The following is a 14,337-nucleotide window of genomic DNA, read 5'->3' on the forward strand; positions in this document are numbered from 1 at the left end:
CTGCAAGGTTTGTGATACGGTCTAGCTAGCTTTCCGCAAGCTTGAACCATCCGGAAGGGGGAATCCGTGTCCAAGAGATTCACGATCAAGAACCACCGGACCGGTTCCGCAGCACATGTGCTCGATATCTTCGATGCAGAGGGGCACATTGCCTACAATGCGAAGATACAGCTTGCAGGCGGTGTCGACCATATGATGCTGCAAGATCCGAATGGCAACGAGATTGCACGCTACCGGGTCCGTGCCTTCGAGGAGCGCGGCATGCTCATGGTGACGATGGCGGACGGCGTGCGCTTTGCGGCAAGCTTTTCAGGCGCCCACCATACGCCGCATCTTTCCGTGCCGGACTACGGCTGGAATCTCGACCGCTCGCCTGTGCGCGGGATGTATCACATCACGAACTTCAGGGGTGACAAGATCGCGACGGTCGTGCGTGGCGAGGAATCTCTCGGCAGCTATGTGGCAACGATCTCCGACTGCCGCCACACGGACGAGCTTCTTGTGCTCGTGCTTGTCGTGCGCTTCCTTCTCGAGCATCGCTGAAGTGAAGAATGCGCATGATGGCAAGTCTTTATGCGCATGGATGAGAGCAAGCGTCGGAATTCTCAGGAATGTGTGGCCGTCGGCCGCTCCATTCCCACCGCTGCCGATTGGGGTGGAAAGGATGAAGCGTTTCCATTAGGCTCGAAGGTAGCGCGGCTCCAAGGCAGGCATTCCGGATGCAGGGAAGTGGTCACGGATGGCAATATTCTCGACAGATCAGGTGAAGGACAAGATCGAAGCGAAGCAGCATGAGCTCGGCACGGTGAAGCAGAGCATCGAGCTGGATCATGAAGAGCTTGCCATGCGCGACGATATCCGGAAGAACTCCGACCAGATGCTTGCCGAATATGCATCACGCGAGAAGGAGCTCGAAGCGACGCTTGCCCACGAGCAGAAGCTTCTGGGGAGCCTCGATATGGTGAGAAAGCCGTTCGAGGAGATGAAGGCCGAGCTTGCCCAGGGCAAGAGCGACTTCACGAAGGACGAGCGGGCGACGCAGGAGAAGAATGCCCGTGCCCTCGAAGAGGCCGAAGAGAGGCTTCGCTCCTTCGACCTCACGCACACGGAGAGGCTCTCGGACGAGGAGAAGGAGCGCCGCTGTGGCCTCGCCGAGGATGTGAAGCTCAGGAACCAGGCGCTTTCGGCTGCCGACGAGGCGCTCAGGCAAGCTGAGAAGCGCTTCGAGGAGAGCCAGAAGCCCGTCTACGACAACATCGCTGCCGTCAAGAACAACCTCGACCGCCACCAGAAGGCCGTCCAGGATGCCCAGATCGAGCTCGAGGACATCGCGCTCAAGCGCGCCTATGTGACAGACTGCATCACGGACAACACGGGAGACGACGAGCTCCACAGCGTGATCCGCCGCAAGGAGAACAAGGCAGAGGCCATCCAGAAGGAGATCGAGAAGCTCGAGAAGCAGCAGCACGCCCATGAGAGCCTGATCCGGTTCCTCTGGGCGTGCCTGATCGTGTTTGCGGCCTTCCTGATCTTCGGCCTTATGCATGTGCTGGGAGACTAGCGCCTCTTGAAATAGATGATGAGCTGGTAGACGCCGAAGACAAGGCAGCCGACGCCGAAGATGACGGCGGACCAGAAGTCAAGACCGGAGAAGGTCTGGTTCATGCCGTAATAGGCAAGGATAGCTGCTGTCGCAAAGCAGACGACGGCATAGCCGATGCGGCGGCTCGTGCGCTTCCGGCGCCTGCCGCGCTCGAGCACCTGCTCGCTTTCGGAGAGCTTCGGCTCCTCGGCCTTCTTGAGGGCCGGGATGAAGCTCAGGTAGAAATAGCCCGACGTCAGGATATAGAGCCCCGCGAAGAGGGCAATGCCGATCCAGAGCGAGGTCGTAGCACCGAAGATCGCTGCAAGCGAGACCGCGAAGATCGTGCGCTGGCGGTCGAAGAAGGCGAGCTGGCGCATCTTCGACTCGGGCACATAGTAGTACTGGTGGAGATAGTCGTTGTAGTAGACATTCCTGCCGGACTTGTCCACCCTCACGACGTCGTCAAGCTGAGGCGATACCTTCTTCGTCGCCGAGCCGGTCGTGGTCTTTCCTTTCGCCATTCCAAACCTTTCTGTCCTGTCCAGGCTGTCGGGCCTGTCTGCTAATATGGGTACATCCGTTCGAAGAAAGGAGCTCCGTGGCAGGCACGCAGAAGCGCTATCTGTGCATAGACCTGAAAAGCTTCTATGCCTCTGCCGAGTGCATCGCGCGCGGGCTCGATCCCTTCACTACCAATTTAGTGGTAGCAGACCCCACGCGCACCGAGAAAACGATATGTCTGGCTGTTTCTCCGGCGATGAAGAAGCTCGGGGTCCCGGGGCGCTGTCGCGTGTTCGAGATTCCCAAAGGCATCGATTACATCATGGCTCCGCCCCGCATGCGCTACTACATGGAGAAGTCGGCCGAGATCTACGGCATCTACCTCAGGAAGATCGCTCCGGAAGACATCTTCGTCTACTCGATCGACGAGGCCTTCTTCGATATCACGCCCTATCTGTCGCTCTATGGGATGACCGCACGCGAGCTCGGCGAGGCGCTCAGGAGCGAAGTTGCAAAGGAGACAGGGATCACCGCGACCTGCGGCCTTGGCACGAATCCCTACCTCGCAAAGATTGCCCTCGATATCACGGCAAAGCATTCGGATGACTTCTTCGGCGAGCTCGACGAGGAGAGCTTCAGGGCGACGCTCTGGAACCATAGGCCGCTCACGGACTTCTGGCGCATCGGCCCTGGCATCGCGAGGCGTCTCGCCGAGATGGGGATACACACGATGGGACAGCTTGCGCATGCCCCGACAGAGCCGCTCTTCCGCGAGTTCGGGAAGGACGCCGAGATCTTGATCGACCATGCCTGGGGCATCGAGCCCGTGACGATGGCAGATATCAAGGCCTACAAGCCGCAGGCGCATTCCCTGAGCTCGAACCAGGTCTTCGGCTGCGCCTATGACGCAGAGGATGCGCTCCTCGTGCTCAAGGAGATGGCAGATGCGCTTGCCCAGCGGCTCACGGAAGGCGGCTTTGTTGCAGGCGGCATCTCGGTCTTTGTAGGCTATGCGATCACGGAGGAGGAGCGCGAATATGCGCAGGAGAGAAGGCGCCTCCACCGCTATGGCCCCGGCGCTTCGGGCTCGAAGTCCTTCCTCGTGCCGACAAGCTCCTCAAGGAAGATCCGGCAGGCGGCAGAGGCGATCTTCCACGACCGGGTGGATCCCGAGCGGCAGATCAAGCGCCTCGGCATCGGTGCCTTCGAGGTCGCTCCTGAGGATGCGAAGGGCGCGCAGATGAGCCTCTTTGCTGAAGAGGAGACAGATGAAGGCGAGCTTTCGCGCCAGCGGACTGTGAACGATATCAGGCAGCGCTTCGGCAAGAATGCGATCCTGAAGGGCATGGACCTCATGCCGAAGGCGACAGCGCGCGAGCGCAACAGCCAGATCGGCGGACACAGATCGGGAGATGAGAACGATGGGGTCGAAGACGTCTGGCGCAGATAGGCCAGGGCGCATCCGCTATGGGCATCCGTCCATGAGCGCAGCAGAGCGGGCAAAGATCTTCATGCCGTTCGATGCGCTGCCGGAATACCGGGGCCTCCTCAAGAAGAAGGAAGAGGAGATCCGCGACAGGCAGAAGCGCGGCCTCATATGAGAAGAGCCTGCTTGTGCAGGCTCTTCGTCAGGCGTTCATGAGATGGTGGCGGGCAAACCACTGGGCAAGAGAGCCCGACACAAGGGCATCGGCAAACTCGTCTTTCGGCACCCAGCGGGCACGGTCGACCTCGCGGTTGAGATGGAAGTCTTCCGTCCTGGCCCGGCAGACGAAGTTCGAGATCAGCGTGTTCGTGCGGGCATAGAACTGGCTTGCATTGAAGCGGAGGTCCGAGACGTCGAGCGCTGTCTCCTCTTTGACTTCGCGCCTGACGGTTTCCTCGAGGCTCTCTCCCTGGGAGACGTATCCAGCCACGAGCACGCCGTGCTTGCCATACTGGTCGATTGCCAGGATCCTGGTCCCGTCAGGGGAGTAGACGATCGTGCTGATGGCAGAAGAAAATGCTGGATAGCGCCATGCATTGCAGGTCGGGCACCACGGCTCCGGGCCGTCTTCTGGCTGCTCCTTCAGCACGAGCTCAGATCCGCAGATGCTGCAGTAGCGCTCATGCGGAAGCGCGATGCCGTCGTTGCCGTGCCATTGAGGCAGCATCTCTTCTTCTGCCATTACAGGGTCTCTCCGGCCTTCTTCGGCCTGCCGTCGAAGTCCTTGCCATGGGTGATGGATTGGGCTTTCTGAGCATCGAAGCCATCATCGAGGAAGCACTTGAGATCGCACTGCAGCTCGCCCTGCGTGCCGTAGTAGAGATCCCAGAAGCTTGCCGTGTGCTCATGGCCCGTATAGGGATCGGTCCACGTCTGGTGCTCCCTGTTCTCGAAGACAGAGGAGGCTTCCTTCCTTGCCCTGTGTGCCATGGCCCGGTAGAGCGAATGGCGGCGGTGCAGGACATTGACCTCGATCGCAGAGGCGATCTGGGACTTCGCATCGGTCAGGTGCGGTGCCCTCATGAGGCGCATGAGGGTCCTGTGGGCATTGATGGCGCCAGAGAAGAGCGCGTGCGGCACGACGAGCCCATAGACCTTCAAGAGCATGTAGCGATACATCCTGTCGCAGATGCCGAGGATGCGCTCGGTGGCATCGAGGCACTCATGGGCTGGGTGGAAGGTCTCGACGGTCTTGCCGGACTTCGTGTAGAGCACCATCTCGTCGAGGTCGCGCTCGACCTCTGCCGTGACGACTTTCGCATCGCGCTCGTCGAGGCCTTCGACGCCTGCCTCGCAGATGCCGCGGGTCCAGCTTGCCACAAACGGTCCGACCCTCGAATCGAGCTCGAAGTGGCTGATATAGCCTGCCACATAGGCACGTCCCGTCGGCCTCTCATGGTCTGAGAGGTAGGCAAGCGAGCCCTTGAAGGCGGCGATGCACTCCTCGATCTTCTCCGTGTGGAGGAGCTTCGCGATATTGCGGTATTCCTTGAGGCGCGGATCGAGATCGAGCGACTCGAAGGGATCGGGGCCCTGGCAGCCCAGAAGATAGGCCTTGCGCTCCTCATCGGAATCGCTCTTGAGCGAGTTCGCTGCCGTGAAATACATGTCCTGCCCGTAGAAGTAGTGCGTGATGATGGCTGGCATGCAGAAGCCCTCCTGTCAATGGTCGTCTGGCCTTGTCGCACTCTACAGTATCGGACATACACGGGCTCCGTGGCGCCGGATGCGTCGAAAAAGCACTAACCTCCGTGTGCGGCAGCAAGAAAGGGCATAAGGTCCTGCCGCCTCCTTTCTGCGCTGGACACTCAGAAGAGGAGATGTCCGGCACCAGACACATGAAAGTGCATCTGTATGAAAGGTTCGAGCAGCTCAGATGTGCCGTGCAGATGCTGGACAGAAGCGGCTGAAAGATTCATGGGGATAGCTGGGATTTGGGCAGAGGGCAGCATCGGCGCGAGCAGCGCCGTGGGCATAATGAAGCGAGAAGACAGAAGCTGCCAGATATTCAGATATCTGCATTGCAGCATTTGCATGAAGGATCTCCGGCTGAAAGGCGGCCATGCTCGAACTCTCCCATATCTCCAAGTCGTATACGACCGGCACGTTCACGCAGAAGGCGCTCGACGATGTGTCGCTCGCATTCCGTGACTGCGAATTCGTCTCCATTCTCGGACCCTCCGGCTCGGGCAAGACGACGATGCTCAACATGATTGGCGGCCTAGACCACTTCGACGACGGCGACCTTCTGATCGACGGCATCTCGACGAAGCGCTACCGCGACCGCGACTGGGACACCTACCGCAACAACAGGATCGGCTTCGTGTTCCAGAGCTACAACCTGATTCCGCACCAGACGGTCCTTGCCAATGTCGAGCTGGCGCTCACGCTCTCAGGCGTCGGAGCGTCCGAGCGCGAGAAGAGGGCGAGAGAAGCGCTTTCCAAGGTCGGTCTTGCCGAACATGCCGACAAGAAGCCCTCGCAGCTCTCGGGTGGCCAGATGCAGCGCGTGGCGCTAGCCCGTGCCCTTGTGAACAACCCTGAGATCGTGCTGGCAGACGAGCCGACAGGAGCTTTGGACTCCGAGACCTCCGTCCAGGTCATGGATCTTCTGAAGGAGGTTGCCCAGGACCGCCTCGTGATCATGGTGACGCACAACCCCGAGCTCGCACGCCGCTACTCGACGCGCATCGTAGAGCTCAAGGACGGCACGATCAGATCCGATACCGACCCTTATGACCCGTCTCTTGATGCCACGCACAGGGCTGCAAAGCCTCCCCGCAAGACTGCGATGTCCTTCCTCACGGCACTCGGCCTCTCGTTTGCGAACCTCATGACCAAGAAGGGAAGGACCTTCCTCACGGCCTTCGCCGGCTCCATCGGCATCATCGGCATCGCTGCGATCCTGGCGCTTGCGAACGGCGCGAACGGCTATATCGAGGATACCGAAGAGAAGATGCTCACGGTCTATCCGCTCCAGATCCAGGGCACGAGCTTCGATATAACGTCCGTCCTCTCGTCGGTGAATGGCACGGCAGGCTCGTCTGGCTCATCTGGCAGCTCCTCTGATGATGGCTCTTCCGATTCCGGCATCAAGGAAGCGCCGACCATCACGAACATGTTCAAGAGCGTCGGAAAGAACGACCTCAGATCGCTCAAGGAATACCTTGACGCCGATGGCGGAGGAATCCGTCAGCATGCCCGCGCCATCCAGTACTCCTACGACGTGAAGCCCGAGCTCTACCTCGAGAATGCCAATGGCACGGTCACGGAGGTGAATCCCGAGTCTTCGTTCACGCAGCTCGGACTCGGTGTCTCCTCCTCGATCTCCTCGAGCATGACCTCGCAGACGAGCGCGTTCCATGAGCTCATGGACGATACCGACCTCATCAAGAGCCAATACAACCTCGTGGCAGGTGAGTGGCCGCAAGCTGAAGACGAGCTCTTGGTCGTTCTCAGGCCTGATGGCACGCTTCCCGATCTCGATGCCTTCGAGCTGGGCCTTCGCGACCACAGCCAGCTCGACTACATGGTCTCGACGCTCACGAACGCCGAGAGCTCCTCCACCGAAGAGTCCGCGATCGATGCAGAAAGCGGAGCGAGCTACTCGACAGACGATATCCTGGCGGCTCACCTCAAGCTTGTCTATCCGACCGACATCTATGCCTATGACGAGCAGTACAGGATCTGGACAGACCGCTCGGATGATGCGGACTTCATGAAGACGCTTGTCTCGTCTGGCAAGGACATCCATGTTGTCGGCATCGTCCAGGCAACAGATTCCTCCTCTTCGCTCGATCCGGGCATCTACTACACGAGCGCCCTCACGAAGGATGTGATGGCACACGCAGCAGATGCCGACATCGTGAAGCAGCAGCTGGCAGATCCTCAAACCGACGTCTTCACCGGCAAGACCTTCGCCGAGGAGGCGGCAGGCACGGCAGGGGAGGATATCGATCTCTCGAACCTCTTCAATGTGGATACGGATGCCCTCAAGGCCTCGTTCTCGTTCGATACCTCGAAGCTCGACCTCGATCTTTCCGACCTCGACATGTCGTCCATGCGGACGCCCACGATCGATGTGCCGGCACTCGACCTTTCGTCTGTCGATATGTCTTCGCTCGACCTTTCCGGCATCGATGTCTCCTCGCTCAGCACGGACGAGATCAAGGAGCTCCTTCCTGACTTCTCCGATATCGATGTGCGGGAGCTCGTCTCCGGCCTCGATATCAAGTTCGACCAGACAGCGGCCCAGGCACTCACAGCCGAGCTTGTGCGAGGCTGGCAAGCCTACATGCAGGAGCATCCAGACGCCCAGGTCCAGGACTACTTCCTCCTCGACAGCACGAAGAAGGAGATCGAGGACGGCGTACGCAAGATTGTGAACTTCGATGAGATCGAGAGCCAGATAGAGCAGCGGCTCTCCGGCATCGTCGACGAGAAGATCCAGAGCTCGGTCGCAAAGGCCCTGGAGTCCCAAATCGTGTCCCAGCTGGCAAGCCAGGTGGAAAGCCAGCTCGAGGCAAAGATCACAACCGCCCTCACGTCCTACATCCAGTCTGCCTTCTCCTCTGTCATGCAGCAGACCTCTGCTGCTATCGAGACCCAGCTCACGAGTGCCCTCCAGACAAGCATGGGCAGGCTTCAGGCCTCGTTCCCGAATGCGATTTCGGTCGATGGGGACAAGATCAAGAGCGCCTTCAGCCTCAATATCGACGAGACGCAGCTCAAGGAGCTCATGGCCGGCATGCTCTCGAACTCGAGCGCCAGCTACGACGACAACCTCGCAAAGCTCGGCTATGCCGATCCTGCAACGCCTTCAGAGATCGACATCTATCCGGGGGACTTCCAGGACAAGAACAAGGTCATAGAGATCCTCGACGACTACAACGACCAGCAGACCGATGAGGCGAAGAAGATCAGCTATACCGATATCGTGGGCACGCTCATGCAGTCCGTGACCCATATTGTCGATATGATCAGCCGCATCCTCATCGCCTTCGTCTCGATCTCGCTCGTCGTGTCTTCGATCATGATCGCCGTGATCACCTACATCTCCGTCCTCGAGCGCAAGAAGGAGATCGGCATCCTCCGCGCGCTTGGCGCGAGCAAGCACAACGTGAGCTCTGTCTTCAATGCCGAGACCGTGATCGAGGGCTTCATCTCTGGCCTCATGGGCATCCTGATCACGCTAGGCGTCTCGGTCCCGGTCAATGCCTATGTGCTTTCGGTCTACGATGTGCCGAACATCATGAGGCTCTCCTGGCAGTCGGCATTAGCATTGATCGGCATCTCGGTCCTGCTCACGTTCCTGGCGGGCCTCATCCCGTCGAGGAAGGCAGCCCATGAAGATCCGGTCGAGGCGCTGAGAAGCGAATAGACTCCGCAGACACCCCTTGTCTGTCCGTCCGGAGATGGCATATTGCAGCCATGCCGCCCGGTGCTTCACCCTTGAGATGGGGAGAGCGCCGGGCGGCTCTCTGTGTGGAGTGTGCAGAAAGCTTTGCATCTGTCTTGTCAGATGACATGACAGCTGCCATACTGCCAACTCGGTGCTGGATACGAGAGGGGATTCATGGACACGAAGACCACAGGCACGATGGCTGCGCGCATCGCCGCGCTCAAGAAGGAGCAGGATGCCGTCATCCTTGCCCACTACTACGTGAAGGACTCTGCACAGGAAGTGGCAGACTATATCGGCGACTCCTTCTATCTGAGCAAGCTTGCTGCCGGACTCGACTGCAAGACGCTCGTCTTTGCTGGCGTGCGCTTCATGGCAGAGAGCGCAAAGCTGCTGTCGCCCGAGAAGCGTGTCCTCATGCCCGAGCCGAAGGCTGACTGCCCGATGGCGCACATGGTCGTGAAGGAGACGGTCGACAACGCTCGTACCGAGTACGGAGACGACCTCGCTGTTGCCTGCTATGTGAACTCGACGACCGAGATGAAGGCATGGTCCGATGTCTGTGTCACCTCCTCGAATGCCGTGAAGATCGTGCGCAGGCTGCCCCAGCACCACGTCCTGTTCATTCCGGACATGAACCTCGGCCGCTATGTGGCTGACCAGGTGCCGGAAAAGCATGTGATCCTGAACGACGGATTCTGCCCGACGCATGAGGCAATCGAGCTTGCCGAGATCGAGAAGCTCAAGGCCGCGCATCCTGATGCCGTGGTCTGCGCCCATCCTGAATGCACGCCCTGGGTCGTCGAGGCAGCAGACTATGTCGGTTCGACCTCAGGCATCATCAAGCGCGTCGCCGAAGGCGAGGAGAAGTCCTACATCATCGCTACCGTGATTGGCGTCCGCCGCACGATCGAGCAGAAGATCGCCGGCCAGGGCAAGGAGATCTTCTTCCCTGAGACGACGCCCATCTGCCCGAACATGGCAATGGTGACAGGCGAGAAGATCCTCTCGTGCCTCGAGACCGGGTCGGGCGAGGTCGAGGTCGATGACGCTGCGACCGAGGGCGCACGCCGTGCGCTCAGGCGCATGCTGGAGCTTGCGAAAGACTAGGAGCCATGGAAACAGAAGAGACTATCGAGGCGGCCCGCACAGCAGAGCCGCAGGACGAATCATGCGATGTGGCGATTGCGGGGTGCGGCGTCGCAGGACTCTTCTGTGCCCTGACGCTTCCTGCCTCCGCCCGCATTGTCATGCTCTCGAAGGGCACGCTCGAGGAATGCGATTCGATGCTTGCGCAGGGCGGCATCTGCGTCCAGCACGACGATAACGACTACAAGGCATTCTTCGAGGATACCCTTCGGGCAGGACACTATGAGAACCGCCGCGAATCCGTGAAGATCATGATTCAGGAGTCGCGCCCGACGATCAAGCGCCTCATCGACTACGGCGTGGAGTTCGCACGCACTTCCGATGGCAGCCTCGCGTTCACGCGCGAAGGCGCGCACTCACGCCCGAGGATCCTCTTCCACGAGGACATCACGGGCAAGGAGATCACGACAAAGCTTCTGGCACAGGTGAAGAAGCTCAAAAACGTCGAGATTCTCGAGAACACTGAGATGGTCGACCTCATCGAGCGCAAGGACCAGAATGGTACGCCGTACTGCGCAGGCCTTGTGGCTGTAAGGCGCGACGGCACGGTGCTTCGCCTGCATGCGCACCATACGCTTCTTGCCACGGGTGGCATCGGCGGCCTCTTCACGCACAGCACGAACTATCCGCTGCTCACGGGAGACGGCGTGCGCATCGCAAAGGAGCACGGCGTCGCGCTCGAGCATACCGACTACATCCAGATCCATCCGACGAGCCTCTGGACGACGAAGCCTGGCAGGAGCTTCCTGATCTCCGAGTCCTGCAGGGGCGAAGGCGCGGTGCTCCTGAACGGCAAGATGGAGCGCTTCACCGATGAGCTCCAGCCGCGCGATGTGGTGTCTGCTGCCATCCACGAAGAGATGAAGAAGGAAGGCACGAACCACGTCTGGCTCAGCTTCAAGAACATCGATGAGCAGACGATCCGCCACCACTTCAAGCACATCTACGAGCACTGCCTCGAGGAGGGCTACGATATCACGAAGGAGCCCATCCCTGTCGTCCCCGCCCAGCACTACTTCATGGGCGGCATACATGTCGGCGAGGATTCCGAGACGACCATGAACCATCTCTTTGCAGCAGGCGAGACAAGCTGCAACGGCGTGCACGGAAAGAACCGCCTTGCCTCGAACAGCCTGCTCGAGAGCCTTGTCTTCTCTGCCCGTGCTGCAAAGAGGATGATCTCTGACCAGAAGGAATTCGGCTCCTGGATGCTCGAGCCGAAGAAGACGGCACCTGCCGCACCCAAAAGGAGGATCGAGATGGACGAGACCATGAAGCACCCTGCCGTGGGCGAGCCGAGGCCGCTCACGCCGAGCTATCAGAAGGGCCACAGCATGGATACCTCTTCGCTGGGCCTCATGATTGACAACCACATCAGGGAGGCGCTTGCCGAGGATATGCCCTACGGCGATGTCTCGACCGAGGCTGTCATGCCCCGTGCCCGCCGTGCCCGCGTGCAGCTCATCTGCAAGCAGCAGGGCATACTTGCCGGCATCGATATCTACTTCCGCGTCTACAAGCTGCTCGATGCCTCTGCCGTGATGGTGGCCCGTGCCGGAGACGGCGACGAAGTCATGCCTGGCCAGGTCATCGCCGAGGTCGAGGCAGACGTCAGGGCACTGCTCTCGGGCGAAAGGACCGCCCTCAATTACCTGCAGCGCATGAGCGGCATTGCAACCTATACGCATGAGATGGTGCAGGCGCTCCAGCAGGCAGGCGCCAAGGCGACGCTCGTCGATACGAGGAAGACGACGCCTGGCATGCGCTACTTCGAGAAGATGGCAGTGAGAATCGGCGGCGGCACGAACCACCGCTTCGGCCTCTCTGATGCTGTCATGCTCAAGGACAACCATATCGCCGCTGCTGGAGGCATCCGCCAGGCTGTGGCAGCAGCGAAGAGGAGGAGCCCCTTCATCTACCGCATTGAGGTCGAGTGCGAGACGATTGCCCAGGTGAAAGAAGCAGTCGCCGCACACACTGATGTCATCATGCTCGACAACATGACGCACGAGCAGATGAAGGAGGCCATCAAGATTATCGATGGCCGTGCCCTCACAGAGTGCTCCGGCAACATCACGCTCGAGAATGCTCCCCAGATGGCAGATCTCGGGATAGACTACATCTCGAGCGGGGCGCTGACGCATTCTGCCGGCATCCTCGATCTCAGCAACAAGAATCTGACGATGCTGGAGTAGAAGCGATGGGAATGGACGGCGCAGCAAGGCGCAGGCAGATCGTGGCAGCACTCGAGGGGAGCGCGCGTCCGCTCTCTGGCAAGGAGCTTTCTGACATGCTCCGGGTGAGCCGCCAGGTCATCGTCCAGGATATCGCGCTCCTTCGGCATGAAGGCCACGAGATCGTGGGGCTCCATACTGGGTATGTGCTCCGCGAGGAGAGGAAGGGGCTTCGCCGCCTCATCAAATGCCACCACACCGACGATCAGCTCGAGGACGAGATGGATATCGTTGTAGATGCGGGGGCCACGATGGAGGACGTGATCGTAAACCACAGGACCTACGGCGTCATCTCGGCCCCGCTCGGTGCCAGGAGCAGGCGGGATGTCCAGGGCTTCCTGGAGGGCATCCATTCAGGGGTATCTTCGCCCCTCATGCTCCTCACAGATGGCTACCACTTCCACCATATCAGCGCGCCTTCCGAGGATATCCTCGATGCGGTCGAGGAGAAGCTGAAAGACCGCGGCTATCTCGTGCCGATCGAGACATGGGAGAGAGACGATATCGAGAGGCACACGAAGCGCTAGAAGCTGCATAAGACAGATGAAAAGGAAGGCCAGGGCGTCTGCCCTGGCCTTCCTGCTATCGATCGGGATTTGTCCGCCGGCTCGCTTACGCCTTTGCGTGCGCGTCTGCCGGGACCTTCAGCATGAAGATGAAGCCGACGACGAAAAGTATTGCGATCGAGAAGACGCCGAGGTTTGCCATGCCCGTGAGCTGCGTCATGACAGCGACAATGAGCGTGCCCATGATGTCGGAATACTTGCCGAAGATATCGAAGAAACCGAAGTACTCGTTCGAGTTCTCCTTCGGGACGAGCTTTGCGAACTCGGAGCGGGAAAGCGCCTGGATGCCGCCCTGGAAGAGACCGACGGCCATGGCCAGGATCCAGAAGTCGATCGCGGTCTGGAGATGGAAGGCAGCGTAGAACGTGATGCAGCCGTAGGCGACGATGCCGACAAGGATCATCTTCTTCGTGCCGACCTTCGTGCCGAGCTTGCCGTAGATGATGGCAGAGGGGAAGGCAACGAACTGCGTTGCGAGGAGCGCCAGCAGAAGCTGCGTCGAGTCGATGCCGAGCTGGGAGCCGTAGCTCGTGGCGAGATTTATGATCGTGTGGACGCCGTCGATGTAGAAGAAGTAGGCAATGATGTAGTAGAGCATCGGCTTGTTGGCGGCGATGCTCTTCATCGTCTTGCCGAGGCCTTGTATTGCCTTCGAGACAGCATGGCGCTCGAGCGGCTTGTAATGCGTCTGGTCGACGTTTCTGAGCATCGGGATCGTGAACGCGAGCCACCAGGCTGCAGTGACGATGAAGGAGAGCTGCATGCTTGCACGGACGGAGATGTCGAAGGGGAGCAGGAGCACGATGGCAAGGCAGCAGATGAAGGGCACGCACGAGCCGATGTAGCCCCAGGCATAGCCCTGGGAGGAGACCTCATCCATGCGCTCGTCTGTCGTGGCATCGACGAGCAGCGAGTCATAGAAGACGAGCGAGCTGTTCAGCATGATCGAGGAGATGATATAGATCACGAGGAACGGCAGCCACGTCGTGGGGATGCCAAGGGCACAGGTCGCGATGACGCCTGTGCCGACCGTGCCGATGATGAACTTCTTCTTCATGCCCTGCATATCGGCAAGAGAGCCCAGGAACGGCATGAGGAGGGCAATGACGAGGGAAGCGATCGTCTGGGCGTAGCTCCAGGCGACAAGCGCGTTTCCTTCTGCCAGGCTGTTGAAATAGATCGGGATGAGCGCTGTCGAGAGCAGGACAAGTGCCGAGTTGCCGACGTCGTAGACAATCCAGCTCTTCTCGCGTTTCGTGAATTTCTGTGCCATAGGTCTTCCGCCTTCCACCGTGTCGTGCACGGTCCCTCTCAAGCAATGGGATAGACTCGTGTGCCATGGACTTTCTAGCGAAATGCGCACCTCCGCATCCGGAGATGTGCGTTGGGGTAGAAAACCCATGAACACAGTACGG

General features: G+C 59.6%; 12 protein-coding genes. 8 read left to right on the forward strand and 4 right to left on the reverse strand.

Annotated elements, in window-relative coordinates:
• Nucleotides 1-66: 66 nt before the first annotated feature.
• Together VXJ24_RS00385 and VXJ24_RS00390 are read left to right on the forward strand one after the other, a co-directional pair.
• Nucleotides 67-543: a hypothetical protein gene (locus VXJ24_RS00385; RefSeq protein WP_330970939.1), complete on the forward strand. Its 477-nt coding sequence runs from the start codon at nt 67-69 to the stop codon at nt 541-543.
• Nucleotides 544-739: 196 nt separating this feature from the next.
• Nucleotides 740-1,561, forward strand: coding sequence for a coiled-coil domain-containing protein (locus VXJ24_RS00390; protein WP_330970940.1), 822 nt, complete (start codon nt 740-742; stop codon nt 1,559-1,561).
• On the opposite strand, the gene VXJ24_RS00395 is transcribed toward VXJ24_RS00390, so the two are convergent.
• The gene (locus VXJ24_RS00395) at nt 1,558-2,106 is read right to left on the reverse strand and encodes a hypothetical protein (RefSeq protein ID WP_330970941.1); all 549 of its coding nucleotides are present in this window, start codon (nt 2,104-2,106) and stop codon (nt 1,558-1,560) included. The two genes, VXJ24_RS00390 and VXJ24_RS00395, sit on opposite strands and share 4 nt — an antisense overlap.
• A gap of 77 nt (nt 2,107-2,183) precedes the next feature.
• Here VXJ24_RS00395 and VXJ24_RS00400 point away from each other — a divergent pair, with 77 nt between their 5' ends.
• Both VXJ24_RS00400 and VXJ24_RS00405 read left to right on the forward strand, forming a co-directional pair.
• Nucleotides 2,184-3,536 carry a Y-family DNA polymerase gene (locus VXJ24_RS00400; RefSeq protein ID WP_330970942.1) on the forward strand — a complete coding sequence of 451 codons (1,353 nt, stop codon included), beginning with the start codon at nt 2,184-2,186 and terminating at the stop codon, nt 3,534-3,536.
• The gene (locus VXJ24_RS00405; RefSeq protein WP_330970943.1) at nt 3,508-3,687 is read left to right on the forward strand and encodes a hypothetical protein; all 180 of its coding nucleotides are present in this window, start codon (nt 3,508-3,510) and stop codon (nt 3,685-3,687) included. Before VXJ24_RS00400 ends, VXJ24_RS00405 begins: the two co-directional genes overlap by 29 nt.
• 27 nt (nt 3,688-3,714) lie before the next feature.
• Here the strand turns inward: VXJ24_RS00405 and VXJ24_RS00410 are convergent, their stop codons facing one another.
• Nucleotides 3,715-4,254: an NAD(+) diphosphatase gene (locus tag VXJ24_RS00410; protein ID WP_330970944.1), complete on the reverse strand. Its 540-nt coding sequence runs from the start codon at nt 4,252-4,254 to the stop codon at nt 3,715-3,717.
• Nucleotides 4,254-5,219: a hypothetical protein gene (locus VXJ24_RS00415; protein WP_330970945.1), complete on the reverse strand. Its 966-nt coding sequence runs from the start codon at nt 5,217-5,219 to the stop codon at nt 4,254-4,256. The genes VXJ24_RS00410 and VXJ24_RS00415 overlap by 1 nt, the downstream gene beginning before the upstream one ends.
• Before the next feature lie 415 nt (nt 5,220-5,634).
• Here VXJ24_RS00415 and VXJ24_RS00420 point away from each other — a divergent pair, with 415 nt between their 5' ends.
• The 4 genes from VXJ24_RS00420 (at nt 5,635) to VXJ24_RS00435 (ending at nt 12,883) form a co-directional block, all read left to right on the forward strand.
• Nucleotides 5,635-8,952, forward strand: a complete 3,318-nt coding sequence (locus tag VXJ24_RS00420; protein ID WP_330970946.1) for an ABC transporter ATP-binding protein/permease — start codon at nt 5,635-5,637, stop codon at nt 8,950-8,952.
• A 195-nt stretch (nt 8,953-9,147) separates the two neighbouring features.
• Entirely contained in the window at nt 9,148-10,083 is a 936-nt protein-coding gene (gene nadA / locus VXJ24_RS00425; RefSeq protein WP_330970947.1) for a quinolinate synthase NadA, read from the forward strand.
• A gap of 5 nt (nt 10,084-10,088) precedes the next feature.
• Nucleotides 10,089-12,317, forward strand: coding sequence for an L-aspartate oxidase (locus VXJ24_RS00430; RefSeq protein WP_330970948.1), 2,229 nt, complete (start codon nt 10,089-10,091; stop codon nt 12,315-12,317).
• Between the two features lie 11 nt (nt 12,318-12,328).
• A complete protein-coding gene (locus VXJ24_RS00435) occupies nt 12,329-12,883 on the forward strand; it encodes a transcription repressor NadR (RefSeq protein ID WP_330970949.1) in 555 nt (184 codons plus the stop codon).
• A gap of 85 nt (nt 12,884-12,968) precedes the next feature.
• Here VXJ24_RS00435 and VXJ24_RS00440 read toward each other — a convergent pair whose 3' ends face one another.
• The gene (locus VXJ24_RS00440; protein WP_330970950.1) at nt 12,969-14,195 is read right to left on the reverse strand and encodes an MFS transporter; all 1,227 of its coding nucleotides are present in this window, start codon (nt 14,193-14,195) and stop codon (nt 12,969-12,971) included.
• Between the last annotated feature and the right edge of the window lie 142 nt (nt 14,196-14,337).

The sequence above is a fragment of the Olsenella kribbiana genome, assembly GCF_036408795.1.
Taxonomy (GTDB): domain Bacteria; phylum Actinomycetota; class Coriobacteriia; order Coriobacteriales; family Atopobiaceae; genus Olsenella_L; species Olsenella_L kribbiana.